The 19,345-nt window shown below is 67.3% G+C and carries 11 protein-coding genes; 1 reads left to right on the top strand and 10 read right to left on the bottom strand.

Annotated features, from left to right (window positions below; genetic code table 11):
- Positions 1-2: 2 nt before the first annotated feature.
- The 9 genes from OOT46_RS05645 to OOT46_RS05605 all read right to left on the bottom strand — a co-directional run bounded on the left by OOT46_RS05645 (position 3) and on the right by OOT46_RS05605 (position 14,746).
- On the bottom strand, positions 3-3,566 hold the full coding sequence (locus OOT46_RS05645; RefSeq protein WP_265402617.1) for a toxin VasX: 3,564 nt from the start codon (positions 3,564-3,566) through the stop codon (positions 3-5).
- Positions 3,563-4,651 (bottom strand): hypothetical protein, encoded by a 1,089-nt coding sequence (locus OOT46_RS05640; protein ID WP_265402616.1) that lies wholly within the window; start codon positions 4,649-4,651, stop codon positions 3,563-3,565. The genes OOT46_RS05645 and OOT46_RS05640 overlap by 4 nt, the downstream gene beginning before the upstream one ends.
- On the bottom strand, positions 4,648-7,509 hold the full coding sequence (locus OOT46_RS05635; protein ID WP_265402615.1) for a type VI secretion system Vgr family protein: 2,862 nt from the start codon (positions 7,507-7,509) through the stop codon (positions 4,648-4,650). Before OOT46_RS05635 ends, OOT46_RS05640 begins: the two co-directional genes overlap by 4 nt.
- Positions 7,510-7,811: 302 nt before the next feature.
- Positions 7,812-8,669, bottom strand: coding sequence for an ammonia-dependent NAD(+) synthetase (nadE, locus tag OOT46_RS05630; RefSeq protein WP_265402614.1), 858 nt, complete (start codon positions 8,667-8,669; stop codon positions 7,812-7,814).
- A 26-nt stretch (positions 8,670-8,695) separates the two neighbouring features.
- A complete protein-coding gene (locus tag OOT46_RS05625; RefSeq protein ID WP_265402613.1) occupies positions 8,696-9,196 on the bottom strand; it encodes a CinA family protein in 501 nt (166 codons plus the stop codon).
- 103 nt (positions 9,197-9,299) lie between these two features.
- Positions 9,300-10,568 carry a DUF805 domain-containing protein gene (locus OOT46_RS05620; protein WP_265402612.1) on the bottom strand — a complete coding sequence of 423 codons (1,269 nt, stop codon included), beginning with the start codon at positions 10,566-10,568 and terminating at the stop codon, positions 9,300-9,302.
- Between the two features lie 146 nt (positions 10,569-10,714).
- Positions 10,715-12,070, bottom strand: coding sequence for an amidohydrolase (locus tag OOT46_RS05615; protein WP_265402611.1), 1,356 nt, complete (start codon positions 12,068-12,070; stop codon positions 10,715-10,717).
- A gap of 67 nt (positions 12,071-12,137) precedes the next feature.
- Entirely contained in the window at positions 12,138-13,562 is a 1,425-nt protein-coding gene (locus OOT46_RS05610) for an aldehyde dehydrogenase family protein (RefSeq protein ID WP_265402610.1), read from the bottom strand.
- 62 nt (positions 13,563-13,624) lie between these two features.
- Positions 13,625-14,746, bottom strand: a complete 1,122-nt coding sequence (locus OOT46_RS05605) for a Zn-dependent alcohol dehydrogenase (RefSeq protein ID WP_265402609.1) — start codon at positions 14,744-14,746, stop codon at positions 13,625-13,627.
- Positions 14,747-14,956: 210 nt separating this feature from the next.
- On the opposite strand from OOT46_RS05605, the gene OOT46_RS05600 reads away from it, so the two are divergent.
- Positions 14,957-15,970 (top strand): AraC family transcriptional regulator, encoded by a 1,014-nt coding sequence (locus OOT46_RS05600; RefSeq protein WP_265402608.1) that lies wholly within the window; start codon positions 14,957-14,959, stop codon positions 15,968-15,970.
- 28 nt (positions 15,971-15,998) lie between these two features.
- Here the strand turns inward: OOT46_RS05600 and OOT46_RS05595 are convergent, their stop codons facing one another.
- Positions 15,999-19,241: an alpha-1,6-glucosidase domain-containing protein gene (locus OOT46_RS05595; protein WP_265402607.1), complete on the bottom strand. Its 3,243-nt coding sequence runs from the start codon at positions 19,239-19,241 to the stop codon at positions 15,999-16,001.
- Between the last annotated feature and the right edge of the window lie 104 nt (positions 19,242-19,345).

Below are 19,345 nucleotides of genomic sequence, written 5' to 3'. Positions count from 1 at the left end.
TCCTAGTGCGCCTTCAACATCGTGCTACCGGACTCGCTAGTCGGGACAAGGGGAGGAAATACTTGTTTTCCGCCGGCCGTCGCTTTATCCAGGTTGCTCCACTCAGCAGCCTGAGCGTGAGCAAGTTTGAATGCTTTCTCTAGCGCAGCATTTTCCCGCTCCCAGTTTTTGGGGTTAGGGTATTTGTCGCGATAGAGTGGCTTGTTTCCGAAGTAACTGTTTTCTATCCACGCTTCTAGCGGAGTACGGTCGCAGTAGATGACTATGCCCTCTACAGCGAATGAGGCAAGCGTGAGCACGAGGCCCCAGCCGGTGAGACTCAGCCCTCTTACCCAACCGTATCCCCACCGTCCAGCTACAAACACACCATTCCTTTGGATGCCCCTGATAGTCATACCTTCCAGCAGCTTCCGCTCCCAGTACCAATGTACAGCGATCTCGACTGCAGAAGCACCGACGGCGCCACTTCCCAGAGTATACAGTCCTGTAACCAGTAAGTAGGCTGACGCCAGACCAGTCTGCCCCTGTTTGAACTTACTCGCCGCCTTCATGAAATTTTGCGCTGCATTCAACGCATTACCGATTGCGCCAGAAACACCTGCGGCGAACATCATTGCAGCCGCGCCGCCGGTTAATAGCTTCCCTGCTGTTGGCCTTGCCTGTGCCCAAGTGAATTGGCGAAGGTCTGATGCAATGAGGCCTCCGAGCTCCAGAACGCCGCCAGCCATACCCGCGTAGTTATCCCACAGGCCGAACTTTGTCATCTGGATCGTCTCTTGAATGACCTCGCGCTGCTCGGGTGTCAGCCCCGGGGTAGCCAGCAGCTTCTGACTCAATTCGTCAATCCTTTGGGCATTCCCATAGTGAAGACGCCACTGCAATAGCGCTCCTCCCAGAGAGAGATGACCGCTCGCACCCAAGGCATCCGAGTTCAAGACGACGTTTTTTGTTGCCGTCGCAGCTTTGCCGGCGATATCTATTCCTGCGTCGATAGCACCATTCGGTTTGACGGCCGCTTGAACGATTTTTTCCTTCCTTTTGCTCCCGCCCAGCATTACATCGTTGAGCTGCGCAAAACGGCCCTTGATCCCGTCGGTGACAAAGCTTTTGAGTCTGTCGTAGCGGTGGGCATCATCATAAAGATTGGCGAAATTCGTCACGGTCAAATCGACCCGTCGCAGACCCGGCTCTTTGGTGATGATAGACACCGTTGCCCCAGTCGCTTTCTCGTGGAGATCCGGCAATGACATCGCATCGACAAGGTCCGCGTTTGTGACGCGAAGATCTATGGTGATCACTGTGTTCCGAATATGATCTGGCAGCGTTTTCCAGCGGCTCTGCAAATGCTCAAAATGCTGCTTCTGCTGGCGCGTATCGACGTCTAATTTCTTGCCGCTATTTTCTAACCGCGTAAGCACCGCAAGTGCCTCGGTCCAATGCATTTGGACCTTGGCAAGCACAGGTTTCGACGGCGGAGCGCCCGTCAAAACCGCGGCAAGCAGGCCGCCAAATGAATCGGCCCATATAGCGCACTTCTTGGTTCGCAAATCGGCAGCCGCTTCAGCCGCTTTGAGGCGATCGACAGAGGCTTGCAGCGCGGCTGCACGTGCCGCTTTCCCCGCGGCAAGCTTTCTGTCGACTACCCCTTTCAAGGACGCGTTCGCCTTTGCGGCGACATCCTGCGCCTTTTTTGATTTCGCGAGCAGTTCCGCCGTCACATAAGCCGCCGCGGCCACGGCCCACGCTTGGAGTCCAAAACTCAGCGCGATACCGGCGGGGTTCAACCACCCAAAGCGAGCACGAAGAGCGCCGGTGACCCAGTCATCGGACATCAGTCCTTTGATCGTGTCGTAGGTCTTGTCAAATTTTTTATCCTCACTGCTGAACCATTCTTTGCCGTGAGCCCACTCATCCTGGAAGGCCGCGAAAAGCTCCTTCTGATTCGCCACCATCGCTCTCAGTAGCCAATCGTTGTCGCTGCCCGGCTGCGCATCCAGCAGCTTGGTGCTCTCCTCCGCCAAACGCGGACTGAAAGTGCCAGAGCCGATCAAGACGCCGGCCGCCTCCTGCATGTAGACCTCGCCCGGTTTGTGTTCGCAGTTGCGGTCGTTCGGGTCCGACGCATCAAAATGATCGCGCATATAGCACGCAAGAGGTGCCCAGGGAAGCAGCTGAGCCTGGTCGTCATTGTGTTCCCGCACCAGTCTCTCGAACTTCTCTTTCGTCTTGTTAAATTCCGAGAGGAAAGTCTCCATCTCGGCACCATTGTGAAGCCGGTCCATCTTCTGAAGGGTCTGCTTCGCCTTCGTGGCGGTTAAGGCGTCAAACGGCGCGATAACCACTCCTCTCGCGGGATCGTTGGCCAGTTTGAGATATGTCGCATTTTTTGGCAGGTTCTTGTGTATATCCCGCGCACTCTCGAAATTCTGCCTGCTCATCGTGCCGCAGTTGATATAGTTCCCCGATTCTGCGGCCAGCTTGGCAGCATGAAAATAGGGTTCTACGAACTTGGGTTTCGGGGGAGTCCCCGCAAGTCCGGTTGTCTCGTGCAAGTCCGCAGCAGTAAAGCGCGGGTTTTTGGTCTTGTCTCCATCGATCTCCTCGGCGGTGGCGGTGTGCACCTTGTTGCGGATCACCTGGATCGCGGTCGCCACGCCAAAGGGTTGCCGGTTTTCATAGGCGTAGTCGAGCCCTTGCTGTTGCCGCGCCAGAGAGATCTCGGCAAGTGCCTGGGCCGTGCCCACTGGATCTGGCAAGACGAACGCGAATCCCCGTCCTTTGGTTTTCGGGTGTTCAGCCGACAACTGCTCCATCCGCTGGACAAGCGCCGCGCCTGCTCCACGCACTTTCGCCAAAGGACCACGGGGTTCGCGTTTACCGTGCTGGAAGTTGTCGAGCGCAAAATCGGCGACATGCTCCTCGAGCCATTCGCCCGTGGGCCGAAAGATATGCTTGCCGCTGCTGTGGGTACCCGACTTGACTTCCACGGCGCTGAGCGCGGCGGGCACATTGACAAAGTGCATCACCTCGGCCTTGCGTTCCTTGATGCGCTCGCGCAACTTGCGGTTCCATTGATTCGCGCTGACCGCCACCCAGATGCCTTTCGACGCGTGAGCGTTCCGCAGGCGATAGGTCAGGGCGGTATAGATGTGCGAGCCACCGTCGGCGTCGCACGAGAAGGCTTCGCCGCTCCCGAACAGCGGGTGATCCTGCGGTACCAAAGCCCCGCCCGTGAGGACCTGAAAAACTTCCCAATGTGCTTCGTCCGAGGCCACTGATGCCGGAACCGTTTTGGCCGCTTTCGTCCGGTCCAGCCGCTTCAGCAAATGTGGGGGCGGTACTTCATGGTAGATGTACAAGAAGCTGCGCGGACGCAGGCTCCGCAGGACGTACCGCGAATGGGTGATATCCGGCAGACCGACGGCCGCGATGGACGACGGATGCGACTTGAGCTTGTGGGCGTCCAAGGGCCCGAAGTCCGGATCCTTCGCAACAGCCGCGTGGTAAAGAAACAGGATGGGCAGCCCACTGTGTTCGCAGATCTTGCAAGAGCGCGTCGTCGTCATTTTGTTTCCCATCCCTGATTGATTTGCGGTCCTTCCGCGGGCCTGCCATCCGGCGGGGTGACCTGCGCTTCATTCCACCCGGTCAGCCGCTCATCGAGCGTGCCCGGGTCAGAAGCCGCCGCTCGAATAGCGTCTCGGCAGGAAGCGCTGTGCTCCAGCGAAGGCCATGCGATGGCGCGCCACACATAAGCGACCATGTCGTCCGCGCTCGCTAGGCCCAACTCCCGGCACCGTTCCAGGCCCCGCCATGCCCTCTCGTGGCTGTCCTCCGGCAGGGGCCCTGCACGGTGACGTTGCAGTTCTGTCAGGCTCAAGGAAACCAGTTCGCTTGCTTCCATGCGCCTCTTTCTCTCCGGACTCAGCTTCAAACGCGGTCGCTCGCGCGCAATGGTCTGTAGCCGCGCTTGACGTGAATAGAGGGCTTGCTCGTCGCATCCGCTGTCAATCGCGACCGCACCTGCATGACTGACCCAGACGCCGTCACGCGTCCTCACGTGCCAGCGAGCGATAGGCCCCAGCCAGTTTTGCATCTCGCCGACGCCGAGAAGATGCGTGAGGAGTTCGAACACACGGGGATCCGCGATGCGCAGATAGCGATTCCCGGGGCCGATCTGCACGGTCCACATCGCCTCGACCCATTGCATCAACAGCTCGGGCGCCAGTTCGGATTCCAGCACGGCACCGATCGTGAATTTGCCGACACCGGTCTCCACGGCTTGCTCCGCCTCGCGTTCGGTCGTTTCGAGCAGCAAAGGAAAATGCTCATCGGCCTTTCCGTCCAGTTGGACAAGATAGGGCAGCCGCAGAGGATGGATCAGCGGCTGCCCTTCGGGCATCCATACCTCGCGCCTCCATCCTTCCCGTCTCATGGTCTGCAATGCGGCAACATCACCGGCAACACGTGTATCAGAGGCCAGCAGATGGGGCTCCCGGAAGAAGGGATCTATCAAGGCGAACAGGGGCAAACCGCAGGTCGCGGGTGAATGCTGGCGAGCAAGGGGCAACCGCGCCGCCGTTTGGCTGACCGCCTGCTCAACACGGCGTGCACGAGTCGTCGGCTGACCCATTTCGTCCGTGGTATTCACAAGAAGGCTGCACCGTTCGCCGCAGCTTGTGCCTCGAGTTGACTACATGGAGGCACATTCTTCGGCGTCGGGAGCGATAGATCGGTGCTCGCGCTGGCCGGACCGGTCAGTTCTTTCATGCCTGCCTTGAAGCGGGCTGCGCCCGGCGTAGTCAAGGTGATGTTGCCCCCCTCGATCCGCACCGCCGACCCACCCGCCGTCAGCAGGATGTGCACCGGCGCCCCCATCTGGATCGCCGCATGGGTGCTGCTCACCTCCACTGTCTTGTCCGCCGTCAGCTTGGTCGCCGCGCTCTGGCTCTGGCTGCTGACCTTGCCGCTGGCCGCGTGCAGTTGGATGCCCGTTTCCTGGTTCGGCTTGCTCGCATTGCTCGCCTTGCCATAGGTGAACCAGCCGATGCCCCCTTTGACCGCCAGGCTGTAGTGCCGCTGCGCGTTGTGGGTGAGATCTTGCCCGGCCACCCAGCTTGCCGTGTTGCCCGCGGTCATGACCGTGTTGGCCGGGGTGAACAGGCCGATGCCGGCCGGCGCTGAAGCGACAAGGTCCGGTCGCCCCCAGGCCCTCACCGTGCCCGCCCCGCCGCCGATCTCCCCGGCCCCGCTGCCCGGATCGCCGCGTTGGTCCGTCAGCGCGATGCTCTCCTGCAGCGTCTTCTGCGCCTGCGCTACCGGCAGGTCCTCGGGCTTGACCTCGTCCTTCAGCTGCGCCTTGTGCTTTTGCGCCGTGTCGATCAAGGACGTCGTCAGCTCGGCACTTTGCTGCAGCTGGCCCTCGGCCTCGCGGGTGTCCAGCTGGGCCGTGCTGCCGGTCGAGCCCCCGGCCCGTGCGTCGGCGCTGATCAACAGCCCGCTGCCCGCACGCACCGCGCCACTGGCCTCCGTCACCAGCTCCGCACCATGCCCGCGCGGATGCAGGCGCTGGTTGTCGTTCTGGTTCAGCAGATGGCCCAGGTTCAGCTGGGTGCGGTGCTGGGTGCTGGCCAGCTGCACACGCCCCTGTCCGGGGCTGTCGTCGAACACCAGCTGGTTGTAGCCCCCGGCCCCGCTCTGGCTGGCCGACAGCTCCTGGGTTTTGAAGCCGGCCATCACGGCCCCGTGCTGGTGCCCCTGGTGGGGTCCGGCCGCTTCAGAGCCGGGGAACCAGGCCGGTGCGTTGCCGGTCGCCGTGGCCGCGCCGCCGGCCACCTGGTTGCCCTGGGCATTGTCCTGGCCCAGGCCGTTGTAGAGGCAGCCGATCACCACCGGGCGGTCGATGTCGCCGTCGAGGAAGGCGACCAGCACCTCCTGCCCCAGCCGCGGGGTAAAGACGCTGCCCCAGTTGGCGCCCGCCACGGAAGTGCCGACCCGCACCCAGGTGCCGCTGGCATCGTTGGCCGGGGCGTTGTCGCGGCCGGTGGCGCCCAGCCGATGGCTGCCGTTGCCGCCGCGCTGCCAGTGGAACTGCACCTTGATGCGGTGGTCGCGGTCGGTGTGCAGCGGAGCGTCGAGCCCCACGACGATGGCCGTCTGGGTACCCGAGACGGTGGGCCGCGGGTGCTGGACGATGCTGTCCAGACCGGCTTGCGGGTCCAGCGCCACATCGAGGGCCGGGGCACGCACCGGCACGGCGGCGGGCAAGGCGACCACTTTTACGCTGTACAGCGGCTCCTCGCTGGCGTTGGACAGGTCGGGCTGGCGCGCGTCGGAGTGCTCGCTGACGGCGTCGAGCACCACCCCCAGCAGGCGATCGATCGCGGCTCGCTGGTCGGCCGACACGTTGTTGCGCGCCCGGTGCTCGGCGCGCAGCAACACAAATCGGTCCTGCTCGCCGCCCTGATGGAGGGGGTGGTCCAGCACGGTGATCACGCTGCCGGGCGCAAAACTGCGGACCGTCCCTTCACCATAAAAAAGTTGGCCGCGGGCGTCCAACGCTTCCTGCTGGCGCTGCACCAGTCGCTGGCCCTGGCTGCTGTTTTCGTAGGCGTAGACGCCCGGCACATCCTGGCATTCGCTGGCGATGCCGCCGGCCGTGTGCAGGGCGCTCGCACTGACCGGGCGCAGCTGGGTGCTGCGGTAGTCCCAGCTGACCACGCTCACCGCCTGGGTGGTCACGCGTTGTTCGCGGTGCCACTGGCGCAGGCTGTCTTCTTTCATCACAGCGCCGGGCTGGGTGTAGCGCACGCGTGGCTGGCTGTTGGCCTTGAACGCGCCGTTGTGGTCGGCGATCACGAGCGTGTGCTGACCCAGGGTGTCTCCGCCGCCGGCGTCGCCGGTGTGCTCCCACCAGGTGAACAGGCCTTCCTCTCGCAACAGCCGTCGGATGAAGTTCAGGTCGCTTTCCTGATATTGAGTGCACAGCGAGCGCTGCGGATACACCGCGCGGTCGGCCAGTTCCCAGCGCCAGGCCGGCGCCAAGGCGCCGTGGGCCTGGTAGCTCGCAAACACCGCTTCGACGATCTCCATCACCGTTTGGTTCTGGAAGGTGCGGCTGTCCTGGCGCCAGGACAGAAAAGCCAGCCAGGGCTCGACGATCAGGCGGTAGCGCGCCAGGCCGCCGTCGGCGCCGAGCAGCGACACGGAGGTCACATGGCCATGGCAGGGGCGCAAGGTGCTCCGGCTGGCCTGGGTCAGCAGCTCCAGCAGCACGGGCTGGCCGATCAGCTGCTTGAGTTCGAGGTGGGTGTCGGGGCTCAGCGCGGTGAGCTCGAGCTTGAAGCCGCAGTCGGGGCCGCTGGGGCCCAGGCTCTCGGTCAGCGTCATGCGCTCGGCCAGCAGCACGTCAGGGCCCAGCCGGGTGTGCAGCCGAAGCAGGCGGTCGGTTTGGGTGTAGCCGCTCAACAGAGCCTGGACGGCGGTCGACAGGGAAGAGAGGATGGACATGCGGGCCTCGGTCAGCGGGTGAGGCCCATATCACGACAACGGCGAGCCGCTCCAAGGCAGGCCTGGACCAGAATGAACGTGAGCATGGACTCCCTCGGCGGTTGTAGCAGGCACTCGGCGCATGGGCACGGCACCCTTCTTGGACGACCGAGTTTAGCGAGGTTCAACCGCATGGAGCCGCTCAGTCCCCCATCTGAGGGGGCGCCCCAAGGTGATCCTTGAAGTCTCGCGTGAGAGACATGTCGGCCGTGGGGCCCATCCGGCCTGTCTCCTGAGGCCAGGAGCGCGGGCGGCCCTGCCGGTCAAGGCGTGGCAGGCAGGGCGCGCTTGTGCGCGCTTTGGTCGTAGGTGCGCAGGATGATGGCCTCGGCGTCGGACCCCACCGCCTTGCCTTCGAGGAAGTCGTCGATCTGCTCGTAGCTGACGCCGAAGGCCACCTCGTCGGGCTTGAGCGGCGACAGCGTTTCGAGGTCGGCGGTGGGCACCTTGTAGACCAGCTCGTCGGGTGCACCCAGGGCCTTGGCGAGGGCCCGCACGCGGCGCTTGCTGAGGCCGGTCAGCGGGGTCAGGTCGGCCGCGCCATCGCCGTGTTTGGTGAAAAAGCCCATCAATGCCTCGGCCGCCTGGTCGGTGCCGATGACCAGCCCGCTACGGGCGCCGGCCACTGCGTACTGGGCGATCATGCGCTGGCGTGCCTTGACGTTGCCGATCAGGAAGTCCTCATGGGCGGCGTCGCGGTAGGCCAGGCCTGCTTCGCGCAGCGACTGCGCCATCGCGTCGACAGCGGGCTGGATGTCGACGGTGAGCATTTCGTCGGGACGGATGACCTGCAGGCAGCGCTGGGCGTCGGCCTCGTCCTTCTGTGCGCCATAGGGCAGGCGCATCGCGATGAAGCGGGCCTCGTGGCCCTGACTCCGCAGGCGTTCCACGGCCCGCTGCGCCAGCAGCGCGGCGAGCAGCGAGTCGACCCCGCCGCTGATGCCCAGCACCAGCGCCCGGGCCCGCGCTCTCAGGGTGTAGTCGGCGAGGAAGGCGACCCGGCGTTCGATCTCCAGCACCGGGTCGAAGGTCTCTGCGACCTCCAGCGCGCGCATGATCCCGGCCTGCCGGGGGTGGGGGGCGGCGGCAGGAGGGCTGCCGGGGGGCTGGGGGGTCTGCATCGGTGTCCTGAGTGGGTGCGGGGCCGTCAGCACAGCCGGCCGGCGGTCTCGAAGTAGTGGGGCAGGCGCTGCAGCGCGTACTCGGCGCTCTGCTGGCGGATCTCGTTGCGGCCGCCGCTGAACCTGCGGGTCTCGGAGAATATCCGCAGTTCGCGCGGGTCGTCCTTGCTGCGGAAGGCCCAGGCGAAACACTGCGTGCCGGCGGGAATCTCGTCGTCCACCGCATCGGCGACGCCGGTGTTGGCGATCGCGACATTGGCCCGGCATTCCGGCAGCGCGCCGCGCACCATCTCGCGGGCCACTGCCTCGCTGGTGAGGTTGCAGCGCTCGATGGTGTTCGGGTCGACCCCCAGGCAGCGCTGCTTGGCCTCGGGCGAGTAGACGACAAAGGCACAGTCGAGCAGCGCACCGGCGCCGGGCAGGTCGGCCAGCGTGGCGGCGATGAGGCCGGCCGTGCAGGACTCGGCGGTGACGAGCAGCAGCCCGTGCTCCTTCATGAAGTTCGCGACCTCTTGCAGCTGGGCCATATGGCGCGGCTCCCCGGTGGTTGTGCGGTATGGCGGCTAGCTTCGCCGCAAGGGGAGGGTGTGGCAGTCAGCGGAACACCGACACGGGCGTGGCGGCCCCGGCTCAGCGGAGGCCTTGCCTTGCCACCTGATCGTCGACGCTGACGACGGTGCACAGGGCGGTGTAGGCCTCGCGCCGCGCGTCGCAGTTCGCCAGCGCCTCGCGCATCGCTTCCTGCGGAGACGGTGCCCGCGAGCTCATGCCCCAGCTGCCGCTGGACGACAGCGCGAAGGCCTTGTGCGGGATCGCCGGCAGGTAGTCCTCCTGGTAGGCCGCCCTGGCCTCTCGCAGGTGCGGCGGAACCGGCGAGGGCAGGTCGATCGGCTCGAGCGACGCCTCGCCGTCCTCCAGCATGCCGACGGACACCGCGTGCATCGCCGGCACGCTCAGCAGCGTGCTTGCCACCAGGACCCCGAGCGAAGCGAACAGGTGCCACCAGCGCCCCAGGGGCGGCTCGATGCCGTGGTCGTTTTCACCTTCGGTCCCGGGCATCAGAGCGATCAGCCAGCCGATCAGCCAGCCCACGAAGGGCAGCGCCTGCAGCAGGCTCCACCAGCCGCTGCGGTCGAAGTCGTGGCAGCGCAGGAACGCCAGCCGCAGCAACAGGAAACACGCGGCCAGCAGCACCGTGCCCAGCAGCACAAATCTCGGCCGCTCCAGGTCCCGCAGGGCAAACCAAGCCAGGAAAAACATCGCGGCGGCGATCTGGGCACTGGCCGTCGCATAGCGCAGCCGGCCGATGCGCCCGGAGAAGCCCAAGCCCCACATCGCGGGCGCCTCACCGGACTCGAACCCGCTCGCCCCGGCGGTCGATGCGCTCACCTTGTGCCGCGCCATGAAGGCGGCCCGGCGCTCGGCCCGTGCCTTCTCCTCCTCCTCCCGCTTGGCCGCGATGCCACGCGGCATGTCGGTCGCGCAGGATCGGCAGAGGATGCGCTTGGGCTGTCGTTCGCCACAGGAGGGGCAGACGATCTCCTCGTCGCCGCGTGCGAGTGCCAAAGCAGGCGACACCGGTGCCGGCGCCGCGGCGGGGCGGCTGCCGGGGCTTGGAGCCGCAGGCGGCGTTGCGGGATCGACGAGTTGCAAGGGCCGCCGGGCCGCCTCGTCGGCTTCGACGTGAAGCCGTGCGCCGACCCTGGCGAACTGCGCCACGTACTGCTGGGCCTTGGCGGCGTCGAGCGCCCGCTTGAGGACCCGGCGCCGGCCGGAGAACAGCTCCTCGCGCCGGCTGTCGTCCAGCCTGAGCAACTGCGCCAGGCCGCGCTTCACGCTCTCGACGTCAAAACCCTCGACGGTCTCGCCCAGGAAGACCAGCTGCACCCTCGTATCCATCACCCTACGTAATAATTTGTTACTGCAGGGCGGAATTATCCGGAAAGCCGGTGCGACGACAAGGGCGGGAGGCCGCCGGCCCCCTGACTTGAGTGGGACACCTCCCAGAACGCGGGGGGAGGGGCGGCGCGGCCGGCCGCCTGATCTCAGGGCCGCCCGAGAAAGTCCAGCGCCAGCACCGACAGTGTCCTCACGCCCACGGCCAGGGCGTCTTCGTTGATGTCGAAGGCCGGTGAATGGTTGGTTGGCGCCGTTGCTGCTTCCTTGCCCTTGGGTGTCGCACCGAGCAGGTAGAAAAAGCCGGGCACCGCCTTCTGGAACTCCGAGAAGTCCTCCGAGCCGCTCACCTTGGGGATCTCCGTCACCCGGCCGCGGGCCGCGAGCTTCAAGGCCGGCAGCACCGCCTCGGTGAGCGCGGGCGGGTTGTTCGTGACGCTGTAGGCGGTCGGGCCGAAGCTGACGCTGGCCTGCGCGCCGCTGGCCGCGGCGATGGACTGCGCGGTGGTCGCGATGCGCTGCTTGGCCTCGCTGCGCATGCCCTCGTCGAAGGTGCGCAGGGTGCCCAGCATCTCGACGCTGTCCGGAATGATGTTGTCGCGGTTGCCGCCCTGGATCGCGCCTATCGTGAGCACTGCCGGTTCCTGGGTGATGTTGAGCTGGCGGCTCACGATGCCCTGCAGGCCCACCACCACTTGGGCCGACGCCAGGATGGGGTCGACCCCGCTCCACGGTGCCGAGCCGTGCGTGCCGCGGCCCTGTACCCGGATGCGCAGCGAGTCGGCACCGGCCATCAGCGGGCCGCTGCGGTAGCCCACCACGCCGAGCGGCAGGTTGCCCGTCAGGTGCAGCCCGAAGATCGCCTGCACCTCCTTCAGCGCACCTTGCTCCACCATCGCCTTGGCGCCCCAGGCGGGCGTCGCAGCGCCGTCATGGTGGTCGTGGCCGTCCGGCGCGCCCTCCTCGGCGGGCTGGAAGATGAACTTGACCGAGCCGGGCAGGCGCGCCTTCATGCCCTGCAGCACCTCGGCCACACCCATCAGGATGGCGGTGTGACCATCGTGCCCGCAGGCATGCATCACCGCGGTCTCCTTGCCGCGGTAGCTGGCCCGGACCTTGGACGCAAAGGGCAGGCCGGTGGCCTCCTCGACCGGCAGGGCGTCCATGTCGGCGCGCAAGGCCACCACCTTGCCGGGCAGGGCGCCGCGCAGGATGCCGACGACCCCCGTGCCGCCGACCCCGGTCTGCACCTCCAGGCCCAGGCGCTTGAGATGCTCGGCCACCAGCCGCGCGGTGCGCACCTCCCGGCCCGACAGCTCGGGATGGGCATGGATGTCGCGGCGCCACTCGATCACGCGCGGGGCGGCCGCGGCGATGCGCAGGTCGAGCGCGTCGAGGACGGCGGCGTCCAGGGCGGCCGCCGTGCCGGCGGCGGCCTGGGCGTGGGCCGCGCTGCCGAGGGCGGCGAGGAGGGCGAAAGCGAGCGGGCGCAAGGCGTACAGCATCTGCAGGATCTCCGGAAGAAGAAAGGCTGCACGATGCTAGGGCCTGTTAACAGGCCCTGGTCGCCGCTCAGCGCTTGAACTGCAGCGACTTGTACTCCAGGAACTCCTCCAGGCCGTAGACGCCCAGCTCGCGCCCGTGGCCCGACTGCTTGTAGCCGCCGAAGGGTGCTTTCAGGTTGAAGCCGCCGCCGTTGATGTTGACCTGGCCCGTGCGCAGCCGCCGCGCCACCGCGACAGCGCGCTCCTCGGTCGCCGACCACACGCCGCCCGAGAGCCCGTAGACCGTGCCGTTGGCGATGCGCACCGCGTCGTTTTCGTCCTCATAGGGCAGGATGACCAGCACCGGGCCGAACACCTCTTCCTGGGCGATGCGTGCGTCCGGGCGCACGTCGGCGAAGATGGTGGGCGACACGTAGTAGCCGCGCTCCAGGCCGATCGGCGCATCCGGTCCGCCGCACAGCAGCCGGCCGCCGGCCTCGACGCCAGCGCGGATGTGGTGGCGTACCCGCTCGCGCTGCAGCGCCGAGGCCACCGGCCCGAGCTGGCTGCGCTCGTCGAAGGGATCGCCGACACGCCAGTCGGCAGCCGCCTCGACCGCCAGCGCACACGCTTCCTCGAGACGCGCGCGGGGCACCAGCAGCCGGGTGTGCGCGGTGCAGGTCTGCCCGGCATTCATGAAGCAGTTGGCGACCGTACCGTGCACCGCAGCGGCGAGGTCGGCATCGTCGAGGACCACCGCGGCGGACTTGCCGCCCAGCTCCAGCGACACCCGCTTGACCGTGTGCGCCGCCACTTCCGAGATGCGCTTGCCTGCCAGGGTCGAGCCCGTGAAGGAGATCATGTCCACGTCCGGGTGGGCGACCAGGGCCTCGCCCACCGTGCCGCCGTAGCCGGTGACGAGGTTGAAGACGCCCGGCGGCAGGCCGGCTTCATGGATCACCTCGGCCAGCAGGAAGGCGTTCAGCGGCGCCACCTCGGAGGGCTTGAGCACGAGGGTGCAGCCGGCCGCGAGTGCCGCGCCGACCTTGGCGGCGATCTGGTGCAGCGGGTAGTTCCAGGGCGTGATGGCCGCCACCACGCCGACCGCTTCGCGCAGCACCCGGGAATGGCCCACTTCTTCCTCGAAGGCGAAGCTGCGCGCCAGTTCGGCATACAGCTTGAAGCTCGCGACCGGGGTGCCGACCTGGATGCGCAGCGCCTGGTGCAGCGGCATGCCCATCTCCGACGAGATGGTGCGGGCGATCTCGGGCGCGCGGGCCTTCAGGCCTTCGTGGATGCGCTGCAGCACCTCGGCGCGTTCGGCGGGCGATGTCGCGGACCAGGACTCGAAGGCCGCTCGGGCGGCCGTCACCGCGGCATCGACCTGCACGCTGCTGCCGGCCGGCACGGTCGCGATGACCTCCTCGGTGGAGGGCGAGACCACCTCGATGACTTCGCGGGAGGGGCAGGGCACCCAGGCGCCGCCGATGTAGAGCTGGTCGTGACGGATCATGAAAAACACTCCTGGACAGGAAACAGGGGGAGGCAGCAGGGGCCGGTAAAGGTCGAAGGGGGTCAGTCGAACACGATCATGCCGCGCGCATTGCGCCCGGCAGCGAGGTCGGCGAAGGCCTGCGGCGCCTCGTCGACCCGGTATTCGCGCGTGATCAGCTCGTCCAGGCGCAGCCGCCCCTGGCGGTAGAGGCCGATCAGGCGGGGAAAGTCGAGCGGCGGTCGCGCCGAGCCGAAGTAGCTGCCCTTGAGCGTCTTTTCGTCGAAGGTCAGCGTGGCGGTTCGCAGGCTGGTGGTGTCGTCCGGCGGCGCGACGCCGACCACCACCGCAGTGCCGCCCTTGCGCAGCGCGCCGTAGGCCTGCGACACCACGCTGCCGCGGCCGACGCACTCGAAGCTGTAGTCGGCGCCGCCCTCCGTCAGGCCGCGCACCGCCTTGACGACGTTGGTGTCCGGCCCCGCCTTGACGGTGTGGGTGGCGCCCAGGCGGCGCGCCATCTCCAGCTTCTCGTCGGAGGTGTCGACCGCCACCACCGTGCCGGCGCCCGCGATGCAGCAGGCCTGCACGACATTGAGGCCGACCCCGCCGCAGCCGAACACCGCGGTCGCCGAGCCCGCCGTCACACGCGCGGTGTTGTGAACGGCGCCATAGCCGGTCATCACGCCGCAGCCGATCAGCGCGGCGCGGTCCAGCGGCATGTCCCGGTCGATCTTGACCACGTTGTCTGTGTGCAGGGTCGCATATTCGGCCATCGTACCGCAGCCGGCGAAGACACCCAGGGGCCGGCCTTCGGTGTCGAAGGTGCGCACGCTGCCGTCGGGCAGGCTGATGGTGGTGCGGGCCGCCTGATCGCACAACTGCGGCCGCCCTTCTGCACAGTAGCGGCACTTTCCGCACATGCTGACGAAGGAGCTCACGACATGGTCGCCGACCGCGAAGCGGCTGACCCCTTCGCCCACCGCGACGACCACACCGGCTCCTTCGTGGCCCAGCACCAGCGGCGGCGGGAAGGGAATCGTGCCGTCAGTGGCCGACAGGTCCGAATGGCAGACGCCGCAGGCGCTGACCTTCATCATCAGCTCGCCGGCACGCGGCGGCTGCACCAGGATGTCCTCGACGACCACCGGCGCGCCGATGCTGCGGCAAACCACCGCCCGCGCGCGGCGGGCTTCAGGGATGGACATCAATTCCTCCTCTTCGTTCCTGCACAGCGGAACCATCGTTCCGTGACAACCCCGGGGTGCCGGCACAGACCTGCATGCTATGTTGTTGACTTCCGGGTGGTCCCAGGCCGGGGGCGCCCGGCTCCTGGCTCGAGTGTCGGTCGCGCCACGCGCGGCGTCACTGGCGAACTGAGCCGTCATAGTTGCATTTACTGCCAAAGAGTGCGGCCGATGAAAGCGCGCGTGTCCTCACCGACCATCTCCATGGGCTATGTGCACGCCCTGTGTTCCGCGATGGAGCTCACGCCGGAGCAACTGCCCGGCTGCCTGGAGGAGGCCGGCATCGCGCCCTGGCTGGCCGGCCAGCCGGCGGCCCGGGTCACCGAGCAGCAGGTCGCGACGCTCTACCGCCTGCTCGCCTTGCGCCTGGACGACGAGATGCCGCGACTGTTCTCGCGGCCGCTGCGTCCCGGGGCGCTGAAGTTCACCTGCCTGAGCCTGCTGGATGCCGGCTCCTTGCAGGTCGCTTTGCACCGCTGGTCGAGGGTGCTGCGCCTGCTGCAGGACGATTTCCACCTGGAGCTGACGGCCGGTGCCGACACCAGTCGCGTCGCGCTGATCGAGCACGCCGGCGCCTCGCCCTGCAAACCCGTCGCGCTGGACCTGATGCTCAAGCTGATCCACGGGGTGGCCTCGTGGCTGGTCGGCCGGCGCATCCCGCTGGTGGGCGTCGACTTCTCCTTCGAGCGGCCGTCTTTCGCGGCCGAGTACCAGGCGCTCTATCCGGGGCCGGTGCGCTTCGCGCAGCCCGAGACCGCCCTGCTGATGGAGTCGGCGCACCTGCAGCTGCCGGTGCGCCGCAGCCGCCACGAGCTCAAGGACTTCCTGCGGCGCGCGCCGGAGGACTGGTTGTTCGTTTCCTTCAAGCAGGAGCTGCTGAGCCAGCGGCTGCGCGAGCACCTGCTCGCCCGCCTGCCGCTGGCCGCGACCGCCGAAAGCACGGCGCAGGCCCTGCACGTCTCGGTGCGCTCGCTGCACCGGCACCTGGCCGACGAGGGCACCTCCTTCCAGCGTGTGAAGGACGAACTGCGGCGCGACCTCGCGGTGCAGAAGCTGACGCGCAGCCGGGAGCCCATGGCCACCATCGCGGCCGAGCTGGGCTTCGACAGCACGGCCTCCTTCCACCGCGCCTTCAAGGGCTGGACCGGCGACACCCCGGGCGCCTACCGGGGCCGCCCGGCATGAGCCGGACGGCTGTCCGGCAGGGCCTCCCTCAGGGCTGCACCACGTAGACCACCGCGGTGCGCGGCGGCACCGTGAACTCGCCGGTCGCGCTCACGTAGCGCGCGGCTTCCGCCGGGCGGCGGTCGGTGCCCTGCGCATGCACCGGGTGCAGCACCCACGCCTTGCCCTTCTCGACGGGCAGGCTGAGGCGGTGGGCGACCTTGTCGACATTGATGAAGTAGAGGATCTCCTGGAAGCCGGCACCGGCGTAGCCCTGGCCGTCCAGGTGGCCGGCGATCACGGTCGGCACCTGAGCGGGGCCGGTGTTGTGGAACTTCAGACGTGCCTGCACCTCGGCCGCACTGCGCAGCCGGAACAGCGAGCTGCTCTTGCGGATGCGCAGCAGGTCGTTGAACATGCCGCGGGCGCTCTCGATCTCGGCCTGACCGGCCTTCAGGTGTGCCAGCCGGGGCGCCGCCAGCGTGTCCCTGGCCAGCGCCTCGTCGCCGCTGGGCGGCAGTCCGGTGCCGAAGTGGTTGCTGGCATAACTCCAGTCCAGGCGGTTGAACCAGTCGCCCGAGTTGTAGCTGTTGCTGTCCATGGACTTGGAGCGCAGCACGTCGCTGCCGGCGTGGAAATAGGCGATGCCCTGGCTGAAGCTGTTGATCGCGGCCGCCAGCGTCTGGATGCGCACCCGGTCCTGCAGGGAGGTGGCCTGGGGCAGCTTGGCCGCCAGGCCGTCCCAGAAGGTCCGGTTGTCGTGGTTCTCGTAGTAGTTCACCACCTCGCCCGGCGCGCTCGCATAGCCGGCCGGGCTGTCGCCGTAGAGCAGCTGGTCGCCGCGTTTGATGTCGCCGTCGCGCGTCTGGAAGCTGTAGCTGCGCAGCGTGCCGGCCAGGCCCAGCCGGATCAGGTCGGCATGGTCCATCAATGCTTCGACCGTGTCGCCGCTGGCCGACTCGTTGGGGTCGAAAAACAGGCCTGTGACCCAGCCCTGTCGGCGGAAGGTCTCGCCGTCGTCGCAGCAGCCGCCGCCGCGGATGCGATCGCGCGCGCGGTCGCTGAAGGTGGCGATACCGCTGCCGTTGAGCGAGAGCTGCGAAGCCTGCACGAAGCGCGCGCCGTTGGCGACTTCGCCGAAGTTCCAGCCCTCGCCGATCAGGAAGATGTCGCGGCCGGCCGCCGCACGGACCTCGGCCTTGAGCTTTTCCATCACCGCGCGCGGCTGGTGGCCCATCAGGTCGAAGCGGAAGGAGTCGATCTTGTAGTGCGTGGCCCAGGTCTTGACCGAATCGATCATGAGCTTGGCCATCATGGTGTTTTCGGTCGCGGTGTTGCCGCAGCCGCCGCAGGTCGAGTCGGCCACCTGGCCCTCCGCCGACAGCCGGTGGTAGTAGCCGGGCACGATGCGGTCCAGCACCGACTTCGCGCCCTGGCCGGATTGGAAGGTGTGGTTGTAGACGACGTCCATGCCGACCCTCAGGCCGGCAGCGTGCAGGCCGGCGACCATCTGACGGAACTCGACGATGCGGCGCGCGCCGTCGGCCGGGTCGCTGGCATAGCTGCCTTCGGGCGCGGTGTAGTGGAAGGGGTCATAACCCCAGTTGAAACAGTCCTCGTCCTTGACGGCCTTGATCGCGTCGCGCGGGGCGGCCGAATCGCTCGGCCCCGCGCTGATCTCGGGCGTCTTGCACGAGCCCTCGGGCACCGAGCCGAAGTCATAGGCGGGCAGCAGGTGCACGTCGGTGAGGCCGGCCGCGGCCAGCGCCTTGAGGTGCTGCATGCCGCGTGAACCGGCCTCGGTGAACGCGAGGTACTTGCCGCGCTTGTCCTCGCTGACACTGCCGTCGTGGATCGAGAAGTCGCGCACGTGCAGCTCGTAGATGGACATGTCCTCCTGCGCGGCCACCACCGGCGCGGCGTGACGGTCCCAGCCGGCCGGCTTGAGGGCTGCATCGCCGAGGTCGGCGATGTAGCTGCGTGTGGAGTCGGTCGTCAGGCTGATCGAATAGGGGTCGGTGACGCGGTTGCGCATCACCCCTGTTCCGTTGACGAAAACGTCGACCAGATAGGTGTAGTACCGGCCCTTCAGGTCGCTCGCCGAGGTGTAGCTCCAGACGCCAGTGGCCGCGTCGCGGGTCATCGGCGCAACCGCGGTGGCCTGGCCGCTGCTGCTGTCGTAGACGCAGGCCTGCACCTTCTGCGCGGTGGGGGCCCAGAGCTTGAGGGTCGTACCGGCGCCGCCGACGTCGGCGCCCAGGTCTTGCACGGCCGCCGCGGCGGCGAACTGATCGTCGAGCGCGCCGGCGATCTGGGCCACGGTGGCCCGGCGTGCCAGCCCGCCCTCGGTTTCCTGCACCAGCACCAGCTGCCGGTCGCGCATGCCGGCCAGGCCTTGGAGATCGGCGTCGGCCACCTTCAGCCGCGTGCCTGCGCCAACGAACTTGAAGCGCTCGGCCAGCGCGGCCGGCACGCTGGCGCCGGCCTGCAGGGTGAAGCTGCCGTCGGCACCGCTGACCGCCTCGTCCTGCTTGACCCGGATCTGGCCGTTTTTCGAGTGGTAGAGCTTGAAGATGCCGGTGCTGTCCGCGCCCGGCCATTGCAGCAACTGGCGGTTGAGCCAGTAAGCGCGCGCCTCGTCGAGCCGGATGCGGCCAATGTCCGAGGCGGCGGCGTAAACCGCGGGGTCTTGCTGCACCAGCCAGACGTGGCCGACCTGGTTCTCGATCTTCAGGCCGGCGAAACGCACCACGCTGTCGCTGCTGCGGCCGTCCTTGTCGTCCACGCCTGGGTTGCCGGCGCCGGGCAGGCCGTGAATGATGAAGGCCAGCGTCTCGCGCTGCGGGTCGTCCGTGGGGCTGAGCACCGGGATGTCGAACACGACCTCGTCCGGGCCCTCGGCGTAGTGGGGCATCCGGGTCAGCGGTACCGGCTGAGCCCACTGGTTGAGGAGGCTCTCTGCGAAGGGCAGCCGGGCGACGTCGATGCCGTTGCCGTTCCACAGGTGCAGGCCCCAGCGCTGGTACTGGCCGTCGCTGCGACGGTAGTGGACCCGCACGGTCTTGATGTCCAGGGTGCCGACCACCGCGTCGCCGAGTCCGGGCACGGGGTGCAGCACCTGCTCGTGGCGTGGCGCGTCGCAGAAGGCGAGGTCGGCAGCCGGTTCGCCCCGCAGCGACGTGTCCTTGTCATCGGAGCCGGAGCCCCCGCAGGCCGCCAGCAGCAGGGCGGTGGTCAGGCACAGCAAGGGCATCGGAGCTCGCCGCGGCGAGGCGGACAGAAAGACAAGCATCGGTGGTGTTCCTTCTCGGATCTGCGCGGCCTGGCGGCTGCGGCCGGGGCGCGCTGGCGGGTGGTGGACCGGGCGAATCGGCCTCGGCGCTGGCATCGTAGAGA

This window comes from Aquabacterium sp. A7-Y, assembly GCF_026153205.1.
Taxonomy (GTDB): domain Bacteria; phylum Pseudomonadota; class Gammaproteobacteria; order Burkholderiales; family Burkholderiaceae_C; genus Caldimonas.
The sequence above is the reverse complement of the archived record's forward strand: the minus strand, read 5'-3'. Positions and strand labels throughout refer to the sequence as shown.

What these genes read in the sequence shown, in the direction of transcription:
- OOT46_RS05645 (WP_265402617.1), bottom strand. Translation starts at nt 3,566, where the DNA reads ATGACGACGACGCGCTCTTGCAAGATCTGCGAACACAGTGGGCTGCCC.
- OOT46_RS05635 (WP_265402615.1), bottom strand. Translation starts at nt 7,509, where the DNA reads ATGTCCATCCTCTCTTCCCTGTCGACCGCCGTCCAGGCTCTGTTGAGC.
- nadE (WP_265402614.1), bottom strand. Translation starts at nt 8,669, where the DNA reads ATGCAGACCCCCCAGCCCCCCGGCAGCCCTCCTGCCGCCGCCCCCCAC.
- OOT46_RS05625 (WP_265402613.1), bottom strand. Translation starts at nt 9,196, where the DNA reads ATGGCCCAGCTGCAAGAGGTCGCGAACTTCATGAAGGAGCACGGGCTG.
- OOT46_RS05620 (WP_265402612.1), bottom strand. Translation starts at nt 10,568, where the DNA reads ATGGATACGAGGGTGCAGCTGGTCTTCCTGGGCGAGACCGTCGAGGGT.
- OOT46_RS05615 (WP_265402611.1), bottom strand. Translation starts at nt 12,070, where the DNA reads ATGCTGTACGCCTTGCGCCCGCTCGCTTTCGCCCTCCTCGCCGCCCTC.
- OOT46_RS05610 (WP_265402610.1), bottom strand. Translation starts at nt 13,562, where the DNA reads ATGATCCGTCACGACCAGCTCTACATCGGCGGCGCCTGGGTGCCCTGC.
- OOT46_RS05605 (WP_265402609.1), bottom strand. Translation starts at nt 14,746, where the DNA reads ATGTCCATCCCTGAAGCCCGCCGCGCGCGGGCGGTGGTTTGCCGCAGC.
- OOT46_RS05600 (WP_265402608.1), top strand. Translation starts at nt 14,957, where the DNA reads ATGAAAGCGCGCGTGTCCTCACCGACCATCTCCATGGGCTATGTGCAC.
- OOT46_RS05595 (WP_265402607.1), bottom strand. Translation starts at nt 19,241, where the DNA reads ATGCTTGTCTTTCTGTCCGCCTCGCCGCGGCGAGCTCCGATGCCCTTG.